Source organism: Aquipuribacter sp. SD81, assembly GCF_037153975.1.
GTDB lineage: Bacteria > Actinomycetota > Actinomycetes > Actinomycetales > JBBAYJ01 > Aquipuribacter.
On record NZ_JBBAYJ010000020.1, the window covers coordinates 45,769 to 65,873 of the forward strand.

Sequence of the window (20,105 nt, forward strand, 5' to 3'; positions counted from 1 at the left end):
GCCCGGAGGAGCAGACTGCCGTCATGGTCATCGGTGCGGTGCCCGCCGGCGGCGGCGAGGTCGGCGGCCCGACGGGCTACAGCTACCGCGCGCTCGTCGTGCGCGCCCCGCGCGACACGGTGCTCACCCGTCTCGCCGGTCTCGGCTTCTCCGGCTGGGTGGGTCCGCAGGAGGGCGACGACGTCGTGGCCGTGCCGTCCGGCGCGTGCACCTTCGTCGCCGCCGGCGGGCGCGACCTCGAGGCCGTCGGCACGGCGCTGGCCGCCGGGGGGTCCGCGACCCTCGCGGCGGAGGTCGTCCGGGACCGGCTGCTGGAGCTGCTCGTGTGGCCGCCCGGCGCGGAGCAGCCGCTGCGCTACCGCAGCGACCCGTCGGTGGTCGACGAGGAGCTGCTCGACGAGCCCACCGGCGTGGAGCACACGTCGGCGGTCGCCGCCACCTTCGGTGCGGCGCGGCGCGCCGACGCCCTCGCCGACGAGCTCGCCGAGGAGCGCGACCCCACCGAGCACATCGAGTCCGAGCGCCTCGACCGGGCGCTGCGTCTGCTCGGGCTGCCGTCGTGGCCCGTGTCGGCGTGGCGGCTGCCGCGCTACGTGCCGGGAGGCCCCGAGCGCTCCTCGCTCGTGCGGCTGCGCGCCGGCCGCACCGGCTGGCGGGGCGTGCTCGTCGGGCCGCCGGTCGCGTGGGGACGCCGGGTGCGGCAGACGACGACGCGGCGCGGCTCCGGACCCCGGCGCGACGTCCCGGACGGCGGGCTCCCGTCGACGGGCACGGACATCCCGCCGGAGCTGTGGTGAGGGTGGGCGGTACTGGACTCGAACCAGCGACCCCGTCGGTGTGAACGACGTGCTCTACCAACTGAGCTAACCGCCCGCGGGCGGCCCGGTCACGGCCGCCGGGAGCATCGTAGGGGATGCGCGGGCAGCCGCGCGCACGCCCCGTAGCGGCCTCCCGGCCGGGTGGTCAGCCGACGCCGGGGACGCGGTCGAGCACGTCGCGGACCGGACCGGGCAGCCACGACGGCGCGCCGGTCACGAGCAGACCCACCCACAGGGCGAGGGCGAGCGCAACGAGCGTGACGAGCGCGACCGCGGTGCCGAGGACCGCGCGCCTTCGGGGCGAGTTCGCGGCGTAGTGACGGCGGGCCTCCACCAGGCGCACCCACAGGCCGTGGCGCACGCGCTGCGCCCAGCCGAACTCCGTCGACAGGATCGCCAGGGCGAGGAAAACCGTCGCCCACCCCTGCCCGGGTCCCGGGATCATGACGACGCCCGCGACGAGCAGCACCCCACCGACCAGGCCCACCCCCAGCCGCCAGCCGATCCGTCCGGCCGGCGTACGGCGCACCCGGCGGCGCACGAGCCGCACCCGGGCCGACAGCCGGCGGAAGCGCCGGCGGGCGCGGGCGACCCGGGGGTGCAGGGCCTGCCCCGGCAGGGCGTAGCCGTGGCGGCGGTCGTGGGCCGGGACGTCGTCCGGGCCCGGTCCCGGCCCGCGCCCGACAGCGCCGTCGTCGGCCCGGGCCGCTGTGCGTGCGCCGGGCCCGGTAGGAGGCCCCACCGTGCCAGGGTACGGCGGCGAGGGTGTGCGCCTGCTCACGGTGGGTGCCGACGGCCTGCGGACGGGTGGCGCGCGGTGCGCCGTCCGGGTGAGCGCGCGTCGCGGGGGATGTTTGCGCGCGCCCTGACGCGGGAACGTCGGACCTACCGCAGCAGGGCAGTCGGACGGCGCGCCGGACGACCCACCAGGAGGAGAGACCCGTGGTCGAGAAGCACAAGGTGGACGTGGACGTCGAGGTCACCCTGCGTCTGGTCGTCCCCGACTCCGGCCCCGTGCCGCTGCCGGTGTCGCTGCGGTACTCCGCCTCCGACCCCTACGCGGTGCGCGCCCTGTTCCGCGGCGGCGACGGCGAGACCTCGGTCGAGTGGGTCTTCGCCCGCGACCTCCTCGTGGAGGGCCTGGAGAAGGCGAGCGGCCTCGGCGACGTGCACGTCTGGCCGTCGCGGGGCACCGACGGCGACATCGTCGTCCTCGCGCTCTCCTCCCCCGACGGCCGTGCGGTCCTGCACGCCGACGCCGACGACCTGCGCCTCTTCGTCGGCCGGACGCTCGCGGTGGTCCCGAGCGGGGCCGAGCAGCAGCACATGGACCTCGACGACGTGGTCGCGCGTCTCACGGCCTGAGGGCACCCGACCTGCGGGTTTGGCCTCCCCCGAGGCCTGGGCTAATCTTCTCAGCACGCCCGGGGGCCACCCCGAGCAGCATGCGGACGTAGCGCAGTTGGTAGCGCATCACCTTGCCAAGGTGAGGGTCGCGGGTTCGAGTCCCGTCGTCCGCTCTGAGCCGTCCCGCACGGTGGCACTCGTCGCGGGTGCCGGCACGTGGTGGAGTGGCCGAGAGGCGAGGCAACGGCCTGCAAAGCCGTGTACACGGGTTCGAATCCCGTCTCCACCTCTCACAGAGGGCGATTGGCGCAGTGGTAGCGCGCTTCCTTGACACGGAAGAGGTCACTGGTTCGAACCCAGTATCGCCCACCAGCACGAAACGGCCCCTGACCTGCGAGTACACGCAGGGCAGGGGCCGTCGTCGTCCCGGCGGCCCCGTCGGTCACCACCCGCCCAAGCGGCGCGCAAGCCGGGCCCAAGCCGCCCGGAGCAGCCTCGACGGCATGAACAGAATCCTCTCCCGGACGGCCGCCGCCGCCGGCGTCGCCGCCTGGCTCATGTCGACGACCCTGCAGGTCTACCGCTCGACCCGGGGCACGGGCCTCGCGGTCGACAGCCTCGCGCCCGGCGCCGCCGTCGCGCTGCTCGCCCTCATCGCGATGTCGCTCGCACTGCTCACGGACCGGCGCTGGGCGTGGTGGACCAACCTCGCGGTGGCTGCCGCCTTCTTCCTGCAGGCGCCCTTCCTCTACTGGCCGCTCGTGTACGACGCGCGCCCGCTCGAGGTGTGGGACTGGCTGGAGGGCACGTGGTTCACGGCCCTGCTGCTGCTCGTCTGCGCGTGCGCGGTCCTGCGGCTCGCGACGTGGTCCCGCCGCTGGGTGCCCGTCGACGCCACCGGCCGCGACGCGCGGCCGGACCGTCCGGACCGTCCGGACCGCGTCGCCCTCGCCGGGAGGGCGTGAGCGCCACAGCAGGCCTTGACAGGCCGGACGCCACGCCAGCATGACAGCCGCCTTCGAGCTCTTCCCCGACGCGGTCGAGGAGGGCGGTCTGGCCCTCGCCGGCGGCGGGCTCCTCTCCGGGGCCGTCGTCTTCGTCGTCGTCAGCTCGGCGCTGGACGCGATGGTGCTGCGTCGCTCCGGCCAGCCCGACGCCGTCCCGGGTGCCGACGCGCTCGGTGACCGGGCGGCCGAGGCGCTCGCACCGGCCACCGCTCCGCAGCGCGACAAGGTCGCCGAGCTCGCGCCGGACGACGGCGTCGGCCGGCCCGCGGCCGGGGTGGGCGCGGGCGTCGGCCTCGCCCTGCTCGCCGCGGTGACGCTCGACGGCGTGCCGGAGAACCTCGCCCTCGGGGTCTCCCTCGTCGCCTCCGGGTCGGTCGCCGGCTCCGCGGCGCTGCTCGTGGCGATCTTCGCCTCCAACCTGCCGGAGGCCCTGGTCGGGGCGGTCGCCATGCGGGCCGGCGGCAGCAGCGTGCGCACGGTGCTGCTCACGTGGACCGCGGCCGCCGTGCTGCTCACGCTCGCCGTCGTCGCGGGCTACGCCCTGCTGTCCGGGGCCGACCCGCGCGTGCTGGCCGTCGCCCTCTCCTTCGCGGGCGGCGCCGTCCTCGCCTCCCTCGCCGACACGCTCATGCCGGAGGCCTTCGAGCACGGCCGACCCCTCAACGCGCTCGCCACGGCGGTCGGGTTCCTGCTCTCCTTCGCCCTCGCCGGCTGACCGGCCGCCACGGGGACGGCACCGGTCCGGGCCCCGCGCGCGGGCACACCGGTCGTCTACTGTCTCCCCACGCCCCCAAGCCCGCGCGCACGTCCCCTCCCCAGCCGGCGCGCCGAGACGACGACCGGTCGGAGGTGACGCACGCGCATGCCCCCGGAGCCACGCACCCGCCGCGACCTCCGCCCCGGGACCGAGCACGTCATCGACCTCCGGGCGGCGGCGGCGAGCCGCGGGCGCGGCGACGGCGGCCCGCCCGTGGTCTCCCGTCCGGACGACACCGACCTCGTGGCCGCCGACCCCGCGCTCGTCGAGACCGTCGCGCGGCTCGGTGGGGAGCAGCTGCTGCCGGCGCTGCACGAGCTGGGCCGCCACGCGGGTGCCCGCGCCACCCAGGACGTCGCCTCCGAGGTCGAGGCGACGCGCCCCCGCCTGGAGAGCGTCGACCTCGCCGGCGAGCGGGTGGACCGCGTCGTGCACCACCCGGCCTGGCGCCCTCTGCTGCGCGACGGCGCCCGGGCCGGCCTCACCGGCCGTCCGCTCGCGGCCGCCGAGGCGTCGGGCCACCTGAGACGGGCCGCGGCGCTGCAGGTGTGGGCGCAGGTGAGCGGCTCCGCCGCGATGAGCGCGAGCACGCACCACGCGGCGGTCGCCGCGGTCGCCGGCACCGCCGCCGCGGGCACGTGGCTGCCGCGGCTCGCCGGGCGCCCGGCCGACGGCTCGACCCGGCGGGCGGGAGCGGTCCCGACCGTCGTGGCGGGGCTCGCGCTGTCCGAGCGCGGCGGCAGCGACCCGGCCGGTCGCGCCGAGGCGGACGCCGTCCCGCGGCTCGGCGGACCGGTCGAGGGCGGCCCGACCTGGCGCGTGAGCGGGCGCAAGTGGTTCGTCGGCAACGCCGACGCGGACGTGCTCGTCGTTCGCGCGGTCACCGAGGACGGTCCCGCCCTGTTCCTCGTGCCCCGGCGCCTGCCCGACGGCTCCCCGAACGGCGCACGCATGCTGCGCCTGCGCCCGGGCAGCGCCCGCACGGCCTGGCCGGTGGGCGACGCCGAGCTCCACGAGTCGTGGGCCGTCCGCCTCGAGCAGCACGACCCGTCCGCGCTCGAGCGGACGCAGGCCCTCGACGCGGCGGCCCTCGCTGCCGGCGTGGTGCGCGGCGCGCTGTGGCGCGCCGTGCACCACTGCCGGCGGAGCGTGCGCGGCGCGGGTCCCCTCGACACCCTGCCGCTGGTCCGCACCGTGCTCGCCGACGTGGCCCTCGAGAGCGAGGCCGCGACCACGTCGCAGCTCGCGCTCGCCGCCGCCCTGGACGCGGGCGAGGAGCCGTTCCTCCGGCTCGCGGCCCCCGTCCTGGCCGCGCACCTGTCGCGGCGGGCGCCGCAGGTGACGACCGAGGCCGCCGAGCTGCTCGGCCCGGCGGCCTGGGACGGGACGGCACCGGTGGCACGCCTGCAGCGCGAGGCCACCGCCGTGCTGTCGGGCGCGACCGCGCACGGCCTCGCCGTCCACGTCGTCGACGTCCTCGCCGCCCCGTGGGCCGGCGAGGCGGTCGACGCCCTCGACGGGGTCTACGAGCGCGCCCGCGGCGCCTCCCCCCGCCTCGACGCGGCGCTCACCGCGGGTGCGGACCTGCTCCGGCAGGCGGCGGCCGAGGCCCGGCAGGACCGCGGCGCCGTGGCCGGCGCCGCCCGCTGGCTCGTCGAGCGCCTCGCCGTCACGCTCCAGGCCGCCCTGCTCGCGCAGGGCGCCCCGACGCCGGTCGCGGACGCGTTCCTCGCCTCCCGGCTGGACGGGGCGGGTGGGCTCGGGACGACGCCCCTCGGCCGGCGGCAGACCGAGGTCCTCCTCGCCCGCGCCGTCGCCGACGCCTGACCCGCCGCCGGTCCGGCACGGCGGCCACGGCCGTCCTCGGAGCGACCGCGGGGGGCGCCGCCGTAGCACAGCCGGCAGGCCCTGCCGCCGGGCCGCCAGCGGGCGCGACCACCGCCCGGGTCGTGTTGACTGGGCAGCCCGCGCACTCCCCGCGCGGCGGAAGGACGTGACATGGACGTGTGGCCCGGCTCCCCCTACCCGTTGGGAGCCACCTACGACGGGACGGGTACCAACTTCGCCGTCTTCTCGGAGGTCGCGACCAAGGTCGAGCTCTGCCTGCTCGACGACGCCAGGCGCGAGCGCGAGCGGATCGCCCTGCCCGAGGCCGACGGGTTCGTGTGGCACTGCTACCTGCCGGGCGTGCAGCCCGGGCAGCGCTACGGCTTCCGGGTGCACGGGCCCTACGACCCCTCGCAGGGCCTGCGCTGCAACCCCAGCAAGCTGCTGCTCGACCCGTACGCCAAGGCGATCGAGGGCATGACGGACGGCGACGAGTCGCTGTTCAGCTACCGCTTCGGCAAGGACGAGAACCGCATCCAGCGCCTGGACTCCCGGCTGCACACGATGCACTCCGTCGTCGTCAACCCGTTCTTCGACTGGGGCAACGACCGCCCGCCGCGCCGGCAGTACCACGAGACGGTCATCTACGAGGCCCACGTCAAGGGCATGACGCAGCAGCACCCGGACATCCCGGAGTCGATCCGCGGCACGTACGCCGGCATGGCGCACCCGGTCATGATCGACCACCTGCTCGACCTCGGGATCACGGCCGTCGAGCTCATGCCCGTGCACCAGTTCGTGCAGGACAGCCACCTGCAGGAGCGCGGCATGCGCAACTACTGGGGCTACAACACGATCGGCTTCTTCGCCCCCCACAACGAGTACTCCTCCACCGGCCAGCGCGGCCAGCAGGTGCAGGAGTTCAAGGGCATGGTGAAGGCGCTGCACGCCGCGGGCATCGAGGTCATCCTCGACGTCGTCTACAACCACACCGCCGAGGGCAACCAGCAGGGCCCGACGCTCGCGTTCCGCGGCCTGGACAACGGCGCGTACTACCGCCTCGTCGACGAGGACAAGAAGTTCTACTACGACACCACCGGCACCGGTAACAGCCTGCTCATGCGGCACCCGCACGTGCTGCAGCTCATCATGGACTCGCTGCGGTACTGGGTGACGGAGATGCACGTCGACGGCTTCCGATTCGACCTCGCCGCGACGCTGGCGCGCCAGTTCCACGAGGTCGACCGCCTGAGCGCCTTCTTCGACCTCGTGCAGCAGGACCCGGTGATCAGCCAGACCAAGCTCATCGCCGAGCCGTGGGACATCGGCGAGGGCGGCTACCAGGTCGGCAACTTCCCGCCGCTGTGGACGGAGTGGAACGGCCGCTACCGCGACACCGTCCGCGACTTCTGGCGCGGGGAGTCGGGCTCGCTCGGGGAGTTCGCGAGCCGCATCACCGGCTCCAGCGACCTGTACGCCCACTCCGGCCGCAAGCCGATCGCCAGCATCAACTTCGTGACCGCCCACGACGGCTTCACGATGCGCGACCTCGTGTCGTACAACGAGCGGCACAACGACGACAACGGCGAGGGCGGCAACGACGGCGAGAGCCACAACCGCTCGTGGAACTGCGGCGAGGAGGGCCCGACGCAGGACCCGGTCGTCACCGCGCTGCGGGAGAAGCAGCACCGCAACTTCCTCGTCACGCTGCTGCTGAGCCAGGGCGTGCCCATGCTCCTGCACGGCGACGAGCTCGCCCGCAGCCAGGGCGGCAACAACAACGGCTACTGCCAGGACAACCCCGTCACGTGGATGGACTGGGAGCTCGACGAGTGGCAGGAGCTCCTGCTGGAGTTCACGCGCCGGCTCGTCGCGATGCGCAACGGGCACCCCGTGTTCCGCCGCCGCCGGTTCTTCTCCGGCGACACCGACCCCGGCGACGACCGTCTGGGGGACCTCGAGTGGCTGCGGCTGGACGGCGCTCGCATGACCCAGGACGACTGGCACACCGGCTACGCCCAGAGCGTCATGGTGTTCCTCAACGGCGAGGCGATCGAGGAGCCCGACGCCCGCGGGGAGCGCATCGTGGACGACAGCTTCCTCATGCTGTTCAACGCCTCGGCCGAGGACCTGTCGTTCACGCTGCCCGGTGCGGCCTACGGCGACCGCTGGCACGTGGTCGTCGACACGTCCGACCCCACGCACCTGCCGCCCCGCACGCACTCGTACACGACCGGCTTCGCGGAGTCCCGGCGGCTGTCCAGCGGCCGCGACGCCGCGCGGCTGCCGCGGCTGCAGCCGCACCAGGTGTGCGACGTCGCCTCGCGCTCCGTCGTCGTGCTGCGCAGCGACCAGGCACGGCAGCGGTGAGCGCGGCCGTCGCGGCGGAGGGCGCGGCAGCGCGCCCGGTCCTCAGCACGTACCGCCTGCAGCTGCGCCCGGAGTTCGGCTTCGCCGAGGCGCTCGCCGCCGTCGACCACCTCGACGACCTCGGGGTGTCGCACGTCTACCTCTCCCCCGTGCTGCAGGCCACCCCGGGCAGCACGCACGGCTACGACGTCGTGGACCACTCGCGCGTCAACGTGGAGCTGGGCGGCGAGGCGGGCCTGCGCGCGCTCGCGGCGGAGGTGCACCGGCGCGGCATGGGCCTGGTCGCCGACGTCGTGCCGAACCACATGGCCGTGCCGACCCCGCTGTGGCACAACCGCGCGATGTGGTCGGTGCTGCGCGACGGGCCCGGCTCGCCCTACGCACGCTGGCTCGACGTGGACTGGACCGTGCCGGCCCGGGCGGTCCTCATGCCCGTGCTCGGTGCGCGCATCGGCGACGTCCTCGACTCCGGCGAGCTGTCCGTCGACACGGTCGAGGTGCCCGTCGGCGCGGACGACGGACCCGTCTCGGAGACCGTGCTGCGCTACTACGACCACGTGCTGCCGGTGCGCGCCGGCACCGAGGACCTGCCGCTCGCGCAGCTCGTCGACCGCCAGTGGTACCGCCTCGCGTACTGGCGGGTCGCCGACGAGGAGCTCAACTACCGGCGGTTCTTCGACGTCGACACGCTCGCGGCGGTCCGCGTCGAGGACCCGGACGTCTTCGAGGCGACCCACCGCGTGCTCCTCGACCTGTACGGCGACGGCGTGCTCGACGGGTTCCGCATCGACCACCCGGACGGCCTCGCCGACCCCCGGCAGTACCTGCGCCGGCTGCGCGAGGGCGCCCGGCGGGCCCGCGCCGCGCTCGGCGGGAGCGCCGTCGAGCCGTGGGTCGTCGTGGAGAAGATCCTCGAGGGCGAGGAGCGTCTGCCGGCGGACTGGCCGTGCGCGGGGACGACCGGCTACGACACGCTGCGCCGGACCACCGGTGTGCTGCTCGACCCGTCCGCGGAGGCCCCGCTGCAGCTGCTGCACGCGGAGCTGCAGGGCGGTGGCGAGCTCGTGGAGTACCACCCGCTCGTCGACGCCTCCAAGCGGGAGGTCGTGGAGCTGAGCCTCTACGCCGAGGTGCACCGCCTCGTCGACCTGCTCGTGGAGATCTGCGCCGACGACGTCCACCTGCGCGACCACACCCGCCGGGCGCTGCACGAGTCGGTCGTGGAGCTGCTCGTGGCCATGGACCGCTACCGCGCGTACGTGGTGGCGGGCGAGGCGCCCGACGCCGAGGCGGGAGCGGTGGTGGCGGAGGCCGCCCACCGCGCCCGCGAGCACCTCGCGGAGGACCGTCACGCGACGCTCGACCTCGTCGTGCGGCTCGTGCTCGGCGAGGACCTGCTCGGCGAGGACGGCGGCGACGACGCCGGCGGCGTGGCCGGGCGCGCGAGGCGGCGCGAGCTCGTCGTCCGCTTCCAGCAGACGTGCGGGCCCGTCATGGCCAAGGGGGTGGAGGACACGGCGTTCTACCGCTGGCACCGCTTCCTCGCCGTCAACGAGGTGGGCGGCGACCCCACCCGGACGGTCTGCTCCCCCGAGGAGCTCCACGCCTTCGCCGAGCGCATGGCGGCGACGTGGCCCGCGACCATGACGACGCTGTCCACGCACGACACCAAGCGCAGCGAGGACGCCCGTGCCCGGCTGCTCGCGGCCGTGGAGGACCCGGAGCGCTGGGTCCAGGCGGTCCGCGGCTGGCACGAGGCGGGGGCGCCGCTGCGCACCGACCTCGTCGACGGCGGGACCGAGCTCCTGCTGTGGCAGACCCTGGTCGCGACGTGGCCGATCGGCCCGGAGCGCCTCGACGGCTACCTCGAGAAGGCGGTGCGCGAGGCCAAGCAGCGCACGAGCTGGACCTCGCCCGACGAGGCGTACGAGACCGCGGTGCTCGAGCTCGCGCGCGGTGTGCTCGCCGACGACGCCCTCGCGGGCGAGGTCGCGGCCTTCGTCGAGGGCATCCAGCCGCTGACCCGCGTGCTCACGCTGTCGCAGAAGGCGCTGCAGCTGCTGCTGCCGGGCGTGCCGGACGTGTACCAGGGCACCGAGCTCGTCGACCGCTCCCTCGTCGACCCCGACAACCGGCGCGCGGTCGACTACGACGACCGGCGGGCCCGGCTCGCCCACCTCGACGGCGGCGGCGAGCCGCGCGACCTGGACGACGAGAAGCTCCTCGTCACCGCGCACGCGCTGCGGCTGAGGCGGCGCCGGCCGGGGGCGTTCTCCGGCGAGCACGCCGGCTACGCCCCGGTCGCCACCTCCACCGGCAACGCGCTCGCCCTCGCCCGGGGTCCGCTCGAGGCGCCGGAGGTCGTCCTCGTCGCGACCCGTCGACCGGGTGAGCTCGGCAGGCTCGGCGGCTGGGGCCGGCACACCGTCGTCCTGCCCGAGGGCGCGTGGACCGACGTGCTGACGGGGCGGGACCACGAGGGCGGCCAGGTCGCGCTCACCGACCTGCTCGACCGGCTGCCCGTGGCCGTGCTGGAGCGTGCATGAGGTTCGCGCGCACCGCGGGGGTCTGGCAGGGTCGAAGGCGATGAGCCACACCTTCGCCGTCTGGGCCCCCGACGCCACGTCGGTCGACCTCGTGCTCGTGCGCGACGCGACGGGCCCGGACGACGGGACGCGCACCGCCAGGGCCATGGCGCGTGCGGACGGCGGCTGGTGGCAGCTCGCCGTGAGCGCCGCCGGGCACGGCAGCGACTACCTGTTCGCCGTCGACGGCGGCGATCCGGTGCCCGACCCGCGCTCGGCGTGGCAGCCGTTCGGCGTGCACGGCCCGAGCCGGCTCTTCGACCCCTCGCGGCACCGCTGGTCCGACGAGCACTGGCGCGGCCGGGACGTCCGCGGCGCGCTGCACTACGAGCTGCACGTCGGCACGTTCACCCCCGAGGGCACCCTCGACGCCGCCGTCGAGCGGCTCGACCACCTCGTGGGGCTCGGCGTCGAGGTGGTCGCCCTCATGCCCGTCGCGGCATTCCCCGGCCGTTGGGGCTGGGGCTACGACGGCGTCCACCTGTTCGCGGTCCACGACCCGTACGGCGGGCCGGCGGCGCTGCAGCGCTTCGTCGACGCCGCGCACGCGCGCGGCCTGGCCGTGAGCCTCGACTGCGTCTACAACCACCTGGGACCCAGCGGCAACTACACGTCGCTGTTCGGCCCGTACTTCACCGACCGGCACCACACCCCGTGGGGCCAGGCCGTCAACCTCGACGGCGAGGGCGCCGCCGAGGTCCGGCGCTGGATCTGCGACAACGCGCTGCGCTGGTTCCGCGACTTCCACGTCGACGCGCTGCGCCTGGACGCGGTCCACGCCCTCGTCGACGACTCCGAGCGGCACGTGCTCGCCCAGCTCGCGCAGGAGACCGCCGCCCTCGCCGACGGGCTGCGGCGCCCGTTGTCCCTCGTCGCGGAGTCCGACCTCAACGACGCCGTGATGGTGACGCCGACCACCGAGGGCGGCCTCGGCATGACGGCGCAGTGGGACGACGACGTCCACCACGCGCTGCACGCCCTGCTGACCGGCGAGCGCCAGGGCTACTACGCCGACTTCGGCTCGGGCGAGGTGCTGCGGACGGTGTGGCGCGAAGCCTTCTGGCACGCCGGGCGGCACTCGAGCTTCCGCGGCGGCGACTGGGGCCGCCCCGTCCCGCCCGGCACGTCGGGGCACCGCTTCCTCGCCTACGCCGCCAACCACGACCAGGTCGGCAACCGCGCGACGGGTGACCGGCCCGCGGCGGGGCTGTCCGCGGGCGAGGTGGCGGGCTCGCTCGCCCTGGTCCTCACCTCGCCGTTCACCCCGATGCTCTTCATGGGCGAGGAGTGGGGCTGCCGCACGCCGTTCCAGTTCTTCACCGACCACCAGGAGCCCGCGCTCGCGGAGTCGGTCCGGGAGGGCCGGCGCCGGGAGTTCGCCGAGCACGGCTGGGACGCCGACCAGGTGCCGGACCCGCAGGACGCGGCGACTCGCGACGCGTCGGTGCTCGCCTGGGACGAGGTGGCGGAGCCGACCCACGCCGGCCTGCTCGGGTGGACGCGCGACCTCGTCGCGCTGCGCCGGCGCGAGCCCGACCTCGCCGACGACGACCTGGCGGAGGTCGACGTCGAGCTGGGCCCGCCCGACGAGACGCGCGACGACGGCCGCCCCGAGTGGCTCGTCGTCCACCGGGGCGAGTGGCGCGTCGTGGTCGTGCTGCGCACCTCGCGCGCCGACGACGACGCGACGGAGGTGCCGCTGCACGCGACGGGGCGGGTCGAGCGCCACTGGGGCCCGGTCCGCGCCGAGGGGCGCACGCTGCGGCTGGAGGGCCCGGGCGCGGCGCTCGTCCGCACCGCCTGACCCCTGACGCACGACGACCCGGCCCCGCAGGGCCGGGTCGCGCGGACCGCGGGCCGCATACGTGCGCGCGTGACGTCGATCGCCCGGGGGCCTCAGCGCTCCTCGGGGTCTTCCGGGCCGAGCGGCGGGACGTTGCGGTCCGGGGCGCCGGGGGTGCCCTCGGGCGAACCGGTCTCCAGGGCGTCCGCGGCCTCCTCGTCGGCCCCGGGCGCGCCCGGGGTGCCCTCCGTGGAGCCCGTCTCGTACCGGTCGGGTCGCTCGTCCGGTGTCGTGTCGGTCATGTCGTCCTCCTCGTCGTCATGACGGCGAGGGGTTCCCGCCGTCGGTCGGCTCGTCGGCGTCCGCCTCCGGACCCCCGTCGCGGTCCGGGCCGACGGGTGCGGAGCCCGAGGCGACCGTGGTGCCGTCGCCGTGCGGTGCGGCCTCGCTGGTACCCCCGGCTCCCGGGCTGCCCGGGCCGCTCCCGGCCGCGGTCGCGGCGCTGGCGGGCTCGCGCTCCGCACCCGGGGCCGCGGGCGCGGCCGTGTGCTCCTCGAGCCCGTCGCGGTAGGTGTGCTCCGCCGTGCCGTCGTCGGCGGCGTCCGCCGCGTCGTCGCGCTGGCCGGGCTCGTCCATCGGTGGGTGCCTCCGTCGTGTCGGGCCGGCCGGGGCGGCGAGCCCCGCGGGGACGCTGCGCGCCCCCACGAGAGGTGCCCCGGACCCCGCCGGCCGAAACGGCCGGGACGGTGGGCCCGGGGCACCCGCGAGGCGACACGCCGGGCTGCTCAGCCGGCGGTCGTCACCGCCGTGCGGTGTCGTCGCCCTCGGTCTCGATCTGCTCCTTGCGGACGTCGGCCGACACCTGCTCGGTGTCGGTGTGCGTCTCCTTGTCGAGGCGGACGCGCTCCACGGGCACGGTCTCCGTGCCCACCACCGGGCGCTCCTCGTGCAGGACCACCTCGTGCTCCTCCTCCGAGAGGGCCGGCCCGTCCTGGGCGTCGCCGCGGTTGGCGTCCGTGATCGGCTCGCGCTCGACCCGGACCTCCTCCCTGGTGACGGGGACGTCGACCGTCTGGTGCTCGGGCGTCACGTACTTGCGCAGCCGCGCACGGCCGGCCTCGCGCTGCTCCGTGCCGACGTGGAGCCGCTCCTCCGAGCGCGTCATGGCGTCGTCGGTGGTGGGGCCGGAGGTGTCGTGGCCCGTCGTGCCCGTCGTGCCCGCCGCGCCCGCCGTACCGGTGCCTGTCATGCCGTCGTCACCGGTGGTCACGCCCGCGTAGGTCCCGCGGTCGTCGACGTCGGTCGTACGCGCCGCGGGGGTCTCGCCCCGGAGGTCGATCTCGTAGTGGCGGTACAGCTGCTCCTCCTGCTCGGGGGAGATGTGGCCGTCGTCGTCCAGGCGCGGTGCGTCCTTGACGGTCTTCTTGTCGTAGGGCACCCGGAGGCCGTCACCGGTCATGTCGGCCTGCGACAGCGGCACGAACGACTCCGAGGTGCCGAACAGGCCCGTGTTCACGGTGACCCACTGCGGCTGGCCGGTGTCGTCGTCCAGGTACACCTGCTGCGCGGTGCCGATCTTGTCCACGTCCGTGTCGTAGACCGTGGTGCCACGCACCCGGTCGAGGTCCTGCGTCGTGATCATGAGAGGTCTCCTCTCGTCAGCATGTCGAGGACCTGCTCCCCCGGCCCTCGTCGGAGGCCGTGCCCAGCACACGAGGGGTCCAACCCGGACGGGACGGACATCACGCCCCGTCCTGGGCCGGTGTCGTCCCGGCTCGCCGCAGGGGTCGCGGCGGCCCGCTCAGACGGCCGGAGCGGCCTCGCGGGCGAGTGCCGTCACGCGGCTGAGCGCCCGCAGGTACTTCTTGCGGTACCCGCCGCGGAGCATCTCCTCGTCGAAGAGGACCGACAGCGGCTCGCCCGTCGCCACCACCGGCAGGGACCGGTCGTACAGCCGGTCGACGAGCACGACCAGCCGCAGGGCCACGTTCTGGTCCGGCACGGGCGCGACCCCCCGCCAGCCGACCGCCCGCACCCCGTCGAGCAGCGTCCCGTAGCGGCTCGGGTGGACGTCGGCGAGGTGGTCGCACAACGCGGCGAAGTCGTCGACGACGGCGCCCCGGGTCGCCGCCAGCGCCGTGAGGTCGCCCTCGCCCGCGGGGGTCGGCGCGGCCGGTGAGCCGCGGTGGCGGTAGTCCTCGCCCTCGACCGTCACGACCTCGAAGAGCCGGCCGAGCGCCTGGATCTCCCGCAGGAAGTCCTCGGCAGCGAACCGGCCCGCCCCCAGCGCGTCCGGCAGCGTGTTCGACGTCGCCGCGAGGCGCGTGCCGGAGTCCGCCAGCTCGCGCATGAGCCGCGCCATGAGGACGGTGTCGCCGGGGTCGTCGAGCTCGAACTCGTCGACGCACACGAGGTCCGCCCCGGCCAGGGCGTCGACGGCACCGCGGAAGCCGAGCGCGCCGGCCAGGTGCGTGTACTCGACGAACGTCCCGTAGTACCGCCGCCCGGTGGCCGCGTGCCACGTCGCGGCGAGCAGGTGCGTCTTGCCGACCCCGAACCCGCCGTCGAGGTACACCCCCCGCGGACCGTCCGCGCCCTCGCGCGAGCGCAGCAGCCGCCCGAGCCCGCGCCCCCGGGAGGCCGGCGCACCGCCCGCGAAGTCCTCGAGCCGTGCCCGCGCGCTCTGCTGGCTCGGCTCGGCGGGGTCCGGCTCGTACGTGTCGAACCGGGCGCCGGCGAAGCGCGGCGGCGGCACGAGGTCGGTGAGCAGGCGGTCGCGGTCGAGCGCCGGGCGGCGGTCGACGAGCCGGTCCGCGTGCTCGCTCACGGCGGCCCAGGCTACGGCGCACCCGCACCGGCGGGGGCGTCGACCCGGTCGCGGTCGGCGCGCGCGGGTGCGTGTCCGCGGGCTGGGACGGGGGGAAGGAGCGCCGCCGTGCCGGTGTTGGCAGGCTGTGCGCGGGTGACCGCTGCCTCTCGCACGCCCCACCCCACCACGACCCGTCCCGACACCCGTCCCGACCCTGAGGAGGACCCGTGCCCACCGAGCACGACACCGACCCGAAGCTCGCCGCCTACGCCCACCCCGAGCGGCTAGTGACGACCGGGTGGCTCGCGGAGCGCCTGGGCACGCCCGGTCTCGTCGTCGTCGAGTCCAGCGAGGACGTCCTGCTGTACGAGACGGGGCACATCCCCGGGGCCGTCAAGGTCGACTGGCACACCGAGCTCACCGACCCGGTCACCCGCGACTTCGTCGACGGCGAGGGCTTCGCCGCGCTCATGTCCGCCAAGGGCATCTCGCGGGAGGACACGGTCGTCGTCTACGGCGACAAGAACAACTGGTGGGCCGCCTACGCGCTGTGGGTGTTCAGCCTCTTCGGGCACGCCGACGTGCGCCTGCTCGACGGCGGGCGCACGAAGTGGGAGGCCGAGGGCCGGGAGTACGTGACCGACGCGCCGCAGCCGGCCGCCACCGACTACCCCGTCGTCGAGCGGGACGACACGGGGCTCCGCGCGTTCCTCGACGACGTCAAGGCGCACCTCGGCAGGCCGATGGTCGACGTCCGGTCCCCCGAGGAGTACACCGGCGCCCGCACCCACATGCCCGCCTACCCGGAGGAGGGCGCGCTGCGCGGCGGGCACATCCCGGGCGCGCAGAGCGTGCCGTGGGCCCGCGCGGTCGCCGAGGACGGCGGCTTCAAGCCGCGCGAGGAGCTCGAGGCCATCTACCAGCAGGAGAAGGGTCTCTCCCCCGACGACGACGTCATCGCCTACTGCCGGATCGGGGAGCGCTCGAGCCACTCCTGGTTCGTGCTCACGCACCTGCTCGGCTTCACGAAGGTCCGCAACTACGACGGGTCGTGGACGGAGTGGGGCAACGCGGTGCGCGTGCCGATCGCCAGGGGCGAGGAGCCGGGGGCCGCGTGAGCACGGACCCGCAGCCGTCGGCGTCGCTGCCGGGCGGCTTCGACGCCGTCGTGGAGGAGTTCCAGGCGCTGGAGGAGCGGGAGCGCCTCGAGCTGCTCCTCGACTTCGCCAACGGCCTGCCGGAGCTGCCCGAGCGGCTGCGCGAGCACCCGGAGCTGCTCGAGCCGGTGCCGGAGTGCCAGTCCCCCGTCTTCGTCCACGTGGACGTCGACGGCTCCGGGCCGCGCGCCGCGGTCGCGGTGCACCTGAGCGCGCCGCGCGAGGCGCCCACCACCCGCGGCTTCGCCGGCATCCTCGCCGAGGGCATGGCCGGGCTCGACGCGGAGGGCGTGCTCGCCGTGCCGGACGACGTGCCGGGCCGGCTCGGGCTCGACCGGGCCGTCAGCCCGCTGCGGCTGCGCGGCATGTCGGGGATGCTGCACCGCATCCAGCGGCAGGTGCGGGAGAAGGCGGGTGTCTGAGGGCCCGGGCCCCGTGGGCCTCGACGTCCTCGTCGGGCCCGGGGCGCCCGGGCGGCTGACCTCCGACGATGTCGACGGGCTGCTCGCGCACTACACGGCCGGCGTGCCGCACGCCCGGGCCTCGCGCTGGGTCCGCGCCAACATGGTGAGCACGGTGGACGGCGCCGCGACGGGACCGGACGGACGCTCCGGCTCGGTGAGCAGCGACGTGGACAAGGCGGTGTTCGGCCTGCTGCGCGGGCTCGCGGACGCGGTGCTCGTCGGCGCGGGCACCGCCCGTTCCGAGGGGTACGGACCCGCCGGGCGCCACCGCGTCCTCGCCGCGCGCCGGGAGGCCGCGGGCCGGCGCGCGACCGCCGTCGTCGTGCAGGTGACCCGCTCCGGGCGGGTGGAGACCGGACGGGGCATGTTCGAGGTGCCCGAGGCGGGCCTCGTCGTCATGCCCGCGGGCGACGCCGAGGCCCTCGCGCGCGCCCGCGAGGCCGCGGGCGAGGACGGGGTCGTCCTCGCCGGGCACGTCGACGACGGCGGCCCGGACCTCGCCCGGGCGCTGGACGCGCTCGCCGAGCGCGGGCTGCGCCACGTGCTGTGCGAGGGCGGTCCGGGCCTCCTCGCCGACGTCGCAGCGGCCGACGTCCTCGACGAGCTGTGCCTCACCACGAGCCCGCTGCTCGTGGCCTCGGACGCGCCGCGGGTCACCGCGGGCGCCGCGGTCGGGCCCCACGGGCTCGAGCTCGCGGGGCTGCTCCACGCCCGCTCCACCCTGCTCGCCCGCTGGCTGCGCCGGCGCTAGGGGCCCCCCGGTCCGGGCGCCGCCCTCAGCCGGCGCCGCGGCGGGCCGGGCCCACACCCAGGGTGCCGGTGAGGTAGGACGCGAGCTCGCGCTCCCACCGCTGCGGGTCGACGTTCCACTCCTGGCAGTGCCGCGCACCGCGGTACGGCGCGTGCGTCACGAGGTCGGGGCGGGCCTGCGCGAGCGCCCGGGACGGCCCGGACGGCACGAACTCGTCGTCGTCGGAGTGCACGAGCAGCATGCGGTGGCGCAGCTCGTTGGCCCGCGCCACCCAGTCGAAGCGCTCGAGCTCGACGGGGCCGTCGACGCCGAAGAGTCGGTCGGCCTGCCGGCGCCCGAGCAGCTCCAGGCCGAGCCGCGCCACCCCGACCGGCACCCGGTTGACCCGCGCCTGGTGGTCGAGCACGTCCGACCACGACACCACGGGGGCGTCGAGGACCACACCGCGCACGAGGTGCTGCAGGCGCGAGCGCGACAGCAGCTGAAGCACGATCGCGCCGCCCATCGACCAGCCGAGCAGCACCACCCCCCTCGCTCCCCGGCGCAGCGCGAGGCGGATCGCGTGCTCCACGTCCGTCCACTCGGTGTCGCCGAGGTGGTAGCGCCCGCCCGGCAGGGCGGGGGCGTCCGCGTCGTTGCGGTAGCTCGGCACGACGGCCGGCACCCCGAGGCGGTGCAGCACCGGCAGCGCCCGCAGGCACTCCTCCCGCGTGGCCCCGCGCCCGTGCACGAGCACCGCCCACACGTCGGATCGCGGCACGTCGTCCGCGGGCGGCACGACCCACGCCGGCAGCGGGCCGACGTCGCCGTCGAGGACGACGTCCTCGTGCGCGAGCCCGAGCGCACCCGTCGGCTCGCCCGCGTAGTAGTACGGGTTCCAGCGCGCGGGACCGACGCGCATCGGTCCGTCGACCTCGACGAGCTCCCGGGTGACGGTCGGGCCGTCGGCACGGACCACCTCGCCGAGGTGGGCGTGGCTCACCCCGCCCGACAGGCGCAGCCCGAACCGGCCGCGGGCGACGGTGTCGTCGGTCGCGCGCAGCGTGATCGTGCCCGGCCCCACGCTCAGCACCTCCGTGTCGTCCGGCTTGAGACGGTCCGGGGTGAGGACGCGCCGCACGAAGTAGGCGGCCGACGCGCTCACCGCCGCCGACACGAGCAGGCCGCCCGCGAGCGCGGACCCACCGACCACGAGCGCCCGGGTGAGCCTGGTCCGTCGGGAGGGGGCGTCACTGACCACCTCGCCATCCTGGCAGCCGCCCGGGTCTGCTCCTCCGGCACCCTGTCGGAACACGGGCCGCCGGGTCGACGTTCTCCCCAGCGGAAGGGGCGCCGGACGCGCCCACCGCCACGGGGGGACGAGAGGGGTCGAGATGCTGGGTTCCCGTCGGAGCAGCACGGAGTCGGACACGACCGGCCGGAGCGGCGGTGAGCTGCGGGTGTACCCGCGCGGCCGCACGGAGGAGGAGTGGCGCGAGACCCTCACCGACGAGGAGTTCCGCGTGCTGCGGCGCGCGGGCACCGAGCGCGCCTTCACCGGGGAGTACACCGACAACCACGACGTCGGCGTGTACTCGTGCCGCGCGTGCGGCACCGAGCTGTTCCGCAGCGAGCAGAAGTTCGACAGCCACTGCGGCTGGCCGTCCTTCTTCTCCCCGCTCGCCGGCGACCGCATCGAGGAGATCCGCGACACCACCATGGGCATGGTGCGCACCGAGGTCCGCTGCGCCGCGTGCGGCTCCCACCTCGGGCACGTGTTCGAGGGCGAGGGCTACGACACGCCGACCGACCTGCGCTACTGCATCAACTCGGTGTCGATGCGCTTCGAGCCGGCCTGACGGACGCCCGGCGGGCGGTCCGGTACCGCCCGCCCCGTTCGTCGGGCGCGCCTACGATCCCCGGGTGAGCGAGTCCACGTCGCCGACGACGACCTCGTGCGCCCGCTGGGACGACCTGTCCCCGCGCGTCGCGTACGCCCTGCTCCGCCTGCGCGTCGACGTGTTCGTCGTCGAGCAGGCGTGCGCGTACCCCGAGCTCGACGGCCGCGACCTCGAGCCGGGCGCCGAGCACCGGTGGGCGCACCCGGTCGGTGACCCTGCCACCGTCCTCGCCTACCTCCGCGTCCTCGACGACGGGCCGGTGCACGGGCCGTCCGACGCTGCTCCGTCGGGTCCTCGCCGGACCGTGCCGCTGCGGCGGGTGGGCCGCGTCGTCGCGGCGCCGGCCGCGCGCGGGCGCCGGCTGGCCGAGCAGCTGGTCGCGGAGGTGGTGGCCGCGCACGGCCGCGACGGCGACGTCGTCCTCGACGCGCAGTCGCACCTCGCCGACTGGTACGCGCGGCACGGCTTCGAGCGGACCGGTCCCGACTTCGTCGAGGACGGCATCCCCCACACCCCCATGCGCCGCCCGCGCGGCTGACCCGGACGGTCG

The 20,105-nt window shown here is 75.8% G+C and carries 19 protein-coding genes and 4 tRNA genes; 16 read left to right on the top strand and 7 right to left on the bottom strand.

The features are described 5' to 3' along the window. The first annotated feature begins 23 nt into the window (after positions 1 to 23). On the top strand, positions 24 to 797 hold the full coding sequence (locus WAA21_RS12810) for a hypothetical protein (protein ID WP_336923202.1): 774 nt from the start codon (positions 24 to 26) through the stop codon (positions 795 to 797). A gap of 3 nt (positions 798 to 800) precedes the next feature. On the opposite strand, the gene WAA21_RS12815 is transcribed toward WAA21_RS12810, so the two are convergent. Then, positions 801 to 873, bottom strand: a tRNA-Val gene (locus WAA21_RS12815). 90 nt (positions 874 to 963) lie between these two features. After that, a complete protein-coding gene (locus WAA21_RS12820; protein ID WP_336923203.1) occupies positions 964 to 1,560 on the bottom strand; it encodes a TIGR02611 family protein in 597 nt (198 codons plus the stop codon). Positions 1,561 to 1,760: 200 nt separating this feature from the next. On the opposite strand from WAA21_RS12820, the gene WAA21_RS12825 reads away from it, so the two are divergent. The 10 genes from WAA21_RS12825 (at position 1,761) to treZ (ending at position 12,515) form a co-directional block, all read left to right on the top strand. After that, a complete protein-coding gene (locus WAA21_RS12825; RefSeq protein ID WP_336923204.1) occupies positions 1,761 to 2,183 on the top strand; it encodes an SsgA family sporulation/cell division regulator in 423 nt (140 codons plus the stop codon). Between the two features lie 82 nt (positions 2,184 to 2,265). Continuing rightward, positions 2,266 to 2,338, top strand: a tRNA-Gly gene (locus tag WAA21_RS12830). 45 nt (positions 2,339 to 2,383) lie between these two features. Beyond that, positions 2,384 to 2,454: transfer RNA gene (locus WAA21_RS12835), tRNA-Cys, on the top strand. 8 nt (positions 2,455 to 2,462) lie between these two features. Further along, positions 2,463 to 2,537 (top strand) — tRNA-Val (locus WAA21_RS12840). A gap of 131 nt (positions 2,538 to 2,668) precedes the next feature. After that, positions 2,669 to 3,130, top strand: a complete 462-nt coding sequence (locus WAA21_RS12845) for a hypothetical protein (RefSeq protein ID WP_336923205.1) — start codon at positions 2,669 to 2,671, stop codon at positions 3,128 to 3,130. Between the two features lie 40 nt (positions 3,131 to 3,170). Then, positions 3,171 to 3,887: a ZIP family metal transporter gene (locus tag WAA21_RS12850; RefSeq protein ID WP_336923206.1), complete on the top strand. Its 717-nt coding sequence runs from the start codon at positions 3,171 to 3,173 to the stop codon at positions 3,885 to 3,887. Positions 3,888 to 4,034: 147 nt separating this feature from the next. Further along, on the top strand, positions 4,035 to 5,756 hold the full coding sequence (locus tag WAA21_RS12855; protein WP_336923207.1) for an acyl-CoA dehydrogenase family protein: 1,722 nt from the start codon (positions 4,035 to 4,037) through the stop codon (positions 5,754 to 5,756). 171 nt (positions 5,757 to 5,927) lie between these two features. After that, positions 5,928 to 8,126, top strand: coding sequence for a glycogen debranching protein GlgX (gene glgX / locus WAA21_RS12860; protein WP_336923208.1), 2,199 nt, complete (start codon positions 5,928 to 5,930; stop codon positions 8,124 to 8,126). Next, positions 8,123 to 10,672, top strand: coding sequence for a malto-oligosyltrehalose synthase (gene treY, locus WAA21_RS12865; RefSeq protein WP_336923209.1), 2,550 nt, complete (start codon positions 8,123 to 8,125; stop codon positions 10,670 to 10,672). Before glgX ends, treY begins: the two co-directional genes overlap by 4 nt. 40 nt (positions 10,673 to 10,712) lie before the next feature. Then, the gene (gene treZ, locus WAA21_RS12870; protein ID WP_336923210.1) at positions 10,713 to 12,515 is read left to right on the top strand and encodes a malto-oligosyltrehalose trehalohydrolase; all 1,803 of its coding nucleotides are present in this window, start codon (positions 10,713 to 10,715) and stop codon (positions 12,513 to 12,515) included. Positions 12,516 to 12,607: 92 nt separating this feature from the next. Here the strand turns inward: treZ and WAA21_RS12875 are convergent, their stop codons facing one another. The 4 genes from WAA21_RS12875 to zapE all read right to left on the bottom strand — a co-directional run bounded on the left by WAA21_RS12875 (position 12,608) and on the right by zapE (position 15,321). After that, positions 12,608 to 12,796, bottom strand: a complete 189-nt coding sequence (locus WAA21_RS12875; protein WP_336923211.1) for a hypothetical protein — start codon at positions 12,794 to 12,796, stop codon at positions 12,608 to 12,610. 16 nt (positions 12,797 to 12,812) lie between these two features. After that, the gene (locus tag WAA21_RS12880; protein WP_336923212.1) at positions 12,813 to 13,130 is read right to left on the bottom strand and encodes a hypothetical protein; all 318 of its coding nucleotides are present in this window, start codon (positions 13,128 to 13,130) and stop codon (positions 12,813 to 12,815) included. 163 nt (positions 13,131 to 13,293) lie between these two features. Further along, positions 13,294 to 14,136 (bottom strand): PRC and DUF2382 domain-containing protein, encoded by an 843-nt coding sequence (locus WAA21_RS12885; RefSeq protein ID WP_336923213.1) that lies wholly within the window; start codon positions 14,134 to 14,136, stop codon positions 13,294 to 13,296. A gap of 159 nt (positions 14,137 to 14,295) precedes the next feature. Next, a complete protein-coding gene (zapE, locus tag WAA21_RS12890; protein ID WP_336923214.1) occupies positions 14,296 to 15,321 on the bottom strand; it encodes a cell division protein ZapE in 1,026 nt (341 codons plus the stop codon). A gap of 209 nt (positions 15,322 to 15,530) precedes the next feature. On the opposite strand from zapE, the gene WAA21_RS12895 reads away from it, so the two are divergent. Genes WAA21_RS12895 through WAA21_RS12905 form a run of 3 tightly spaced genes read left to right on the top strand, consistent with a single transcriptional unit; the run spans position 15,531 to position 17,675 of the window. Beyond that, positions 15,531 to 16,421 carry a sulfurtransferase gene (locus WAA21_RS12895; protein ID WP_336923215.1) on the top strand — a complete coding sequence of 297 codons (891 nt, stop codon included), beginning with the start codon at positions 15,531 to 15,533 and terminating at the stop codon, positions 16,419 to 16,421. After that, positions 16,418 to 16,882, top strand: coding sequence for a SufE family protein (locus tag WAA21_RS12900; RefSeq protein WP_336923216.1), 465 nt, complete (start codon positions 16,418 to 16,420; stop codon positions 16,880 to 16,882). The genes WAA21_RS12895 and WAA21_RS12900 overlap by 4 nt, the downstream gene beginning before the upstream one ends. Then, a complete protein-coding gene (locus tag WAA21_RS12905; protein ID WP_336923217.1) occupies positions 16,875 to 17,675 on the top strand; it encodes a dihydrofolate reductase family protein in 801 nt (266 codons plus the stop codon). Before WAA21_RS12900 ends, WAA21_RS12905 begins: the two co-directional genes overlap by 8 nt. A gap of 25 nt (positions 17,676 to 17,700) precedes the next feature. On the opposite strand, the gene WAA21_RS12910 is transcribed toward WAA21_RS12905, so the two are convergent. Further along, positions 17,701 to 18,915, bottom strand: a complete 1,215-nt coding sequence (locus WAA21_RS12910) for an alpha/beta hydrolase family protein (RefSeq protein WP_336923219.1) — start codon at positions 18,913 to 18,915, stop codon at positions 17,701 to 17,703. A gap of 133 nt (positions 18,916 to 19,048) precedes the next feature. Between WAA21_RS12910 and msrB the strand changes: the two genes are divergently transcribed. After that, positions 19,049 to 19,513 (top strand): peptide-methionine (R)-S-oxide reductase MsrB, encoded by a 465-nt coding sequence (msrB, locus tag WAA21_RS12915; RefSeq protein ID WP_336923220.1) that lies wholly within the window; start codon positions 19,049 to 19,051, stop codon positions 19,511 to 19,513. Positions 19,514 to 19,577: 64 nt separating this feature from the next. Further along, positions 19,578 to 20,093, top strand: coding sequence for a GNAT family N-acetyltransferase (locus WAA21_RS12920; protein ID WP_336923221.1), 516 nt, complete (start codon positions 19,578 to 19,580; stop codon positions 20,091 to 20,093). Positions 20,094 to 20,105: the final 12 nt, after the last annotated feature.

Coding starts and splice junctions, on each gene's coding strand:
- WAA21_RS12810 (WP_336923202.1), top strand. CDS start 24: ATGGTCATCGGTGCGGTGCCCGCCGGCGGCGGCGAGGTCGGCGGCCCG.
- WAA21_RS12845 (WP_336923205.1), top strand. CDS start 2,669: ATGAACAGAATCCTCTCCCGGACGGCCGCCGCCGCCGGCGTCGCCGCC.
- WAA21_RS12850 (WP_336923206.1), top strand. CDS start 3,171: ATGACAGCCGCCTTCGAGCTCTTCCCCGACGCGGTCGAGGAGGGCGGT.
- WAA21_RS12855 (WP_336923207.1), top strand. CDS start 4,035: ATGCCCCCGGAGCCACGCACCCGCCGCGACCTCCGCCCCGGGACCGAG.
- glgX (WP_336923208.1), top strand. CDS start 5,928: ATGGACGTGTGGCCCGGCTCCCCCTACCCGTTGGGAGCCACCTACGAC.
- treZ (WP_336923210.1), top strand. CDS start 10,713: ATGAGCCACACCTTCGCCGTCTGGGCCCCCGACGCCACGTCGGTCGAC.
- WAA21_RS12875 (WP_336923211.1), bottom strand. CDS start 12,796: ATGACCGACACGACACCGGACGAGCGACCCGACCGGTACGAGACGGGC.
- WAA21_RS12880 (WP_336923212.1), bottom strand. CDS start 13,130: ATGGACGAGCCCGGCCAGCGCGACGACGCGGCGGACGCCGCCGACGAC.
- WAA21_RS12885 (WP_336923213.1), bottom strand. CDS start 14,136: ATGATCACGACGCAGGACCTCGACCGGGTGCGTGGCACCACGGTCTAC.
- msrB (WP_336923220.1), top strand. CDS start 19,049: ATGCTGGGTTCCCGTCGGAGCAGCACGGAGTCGGACACGACCGGCCGG.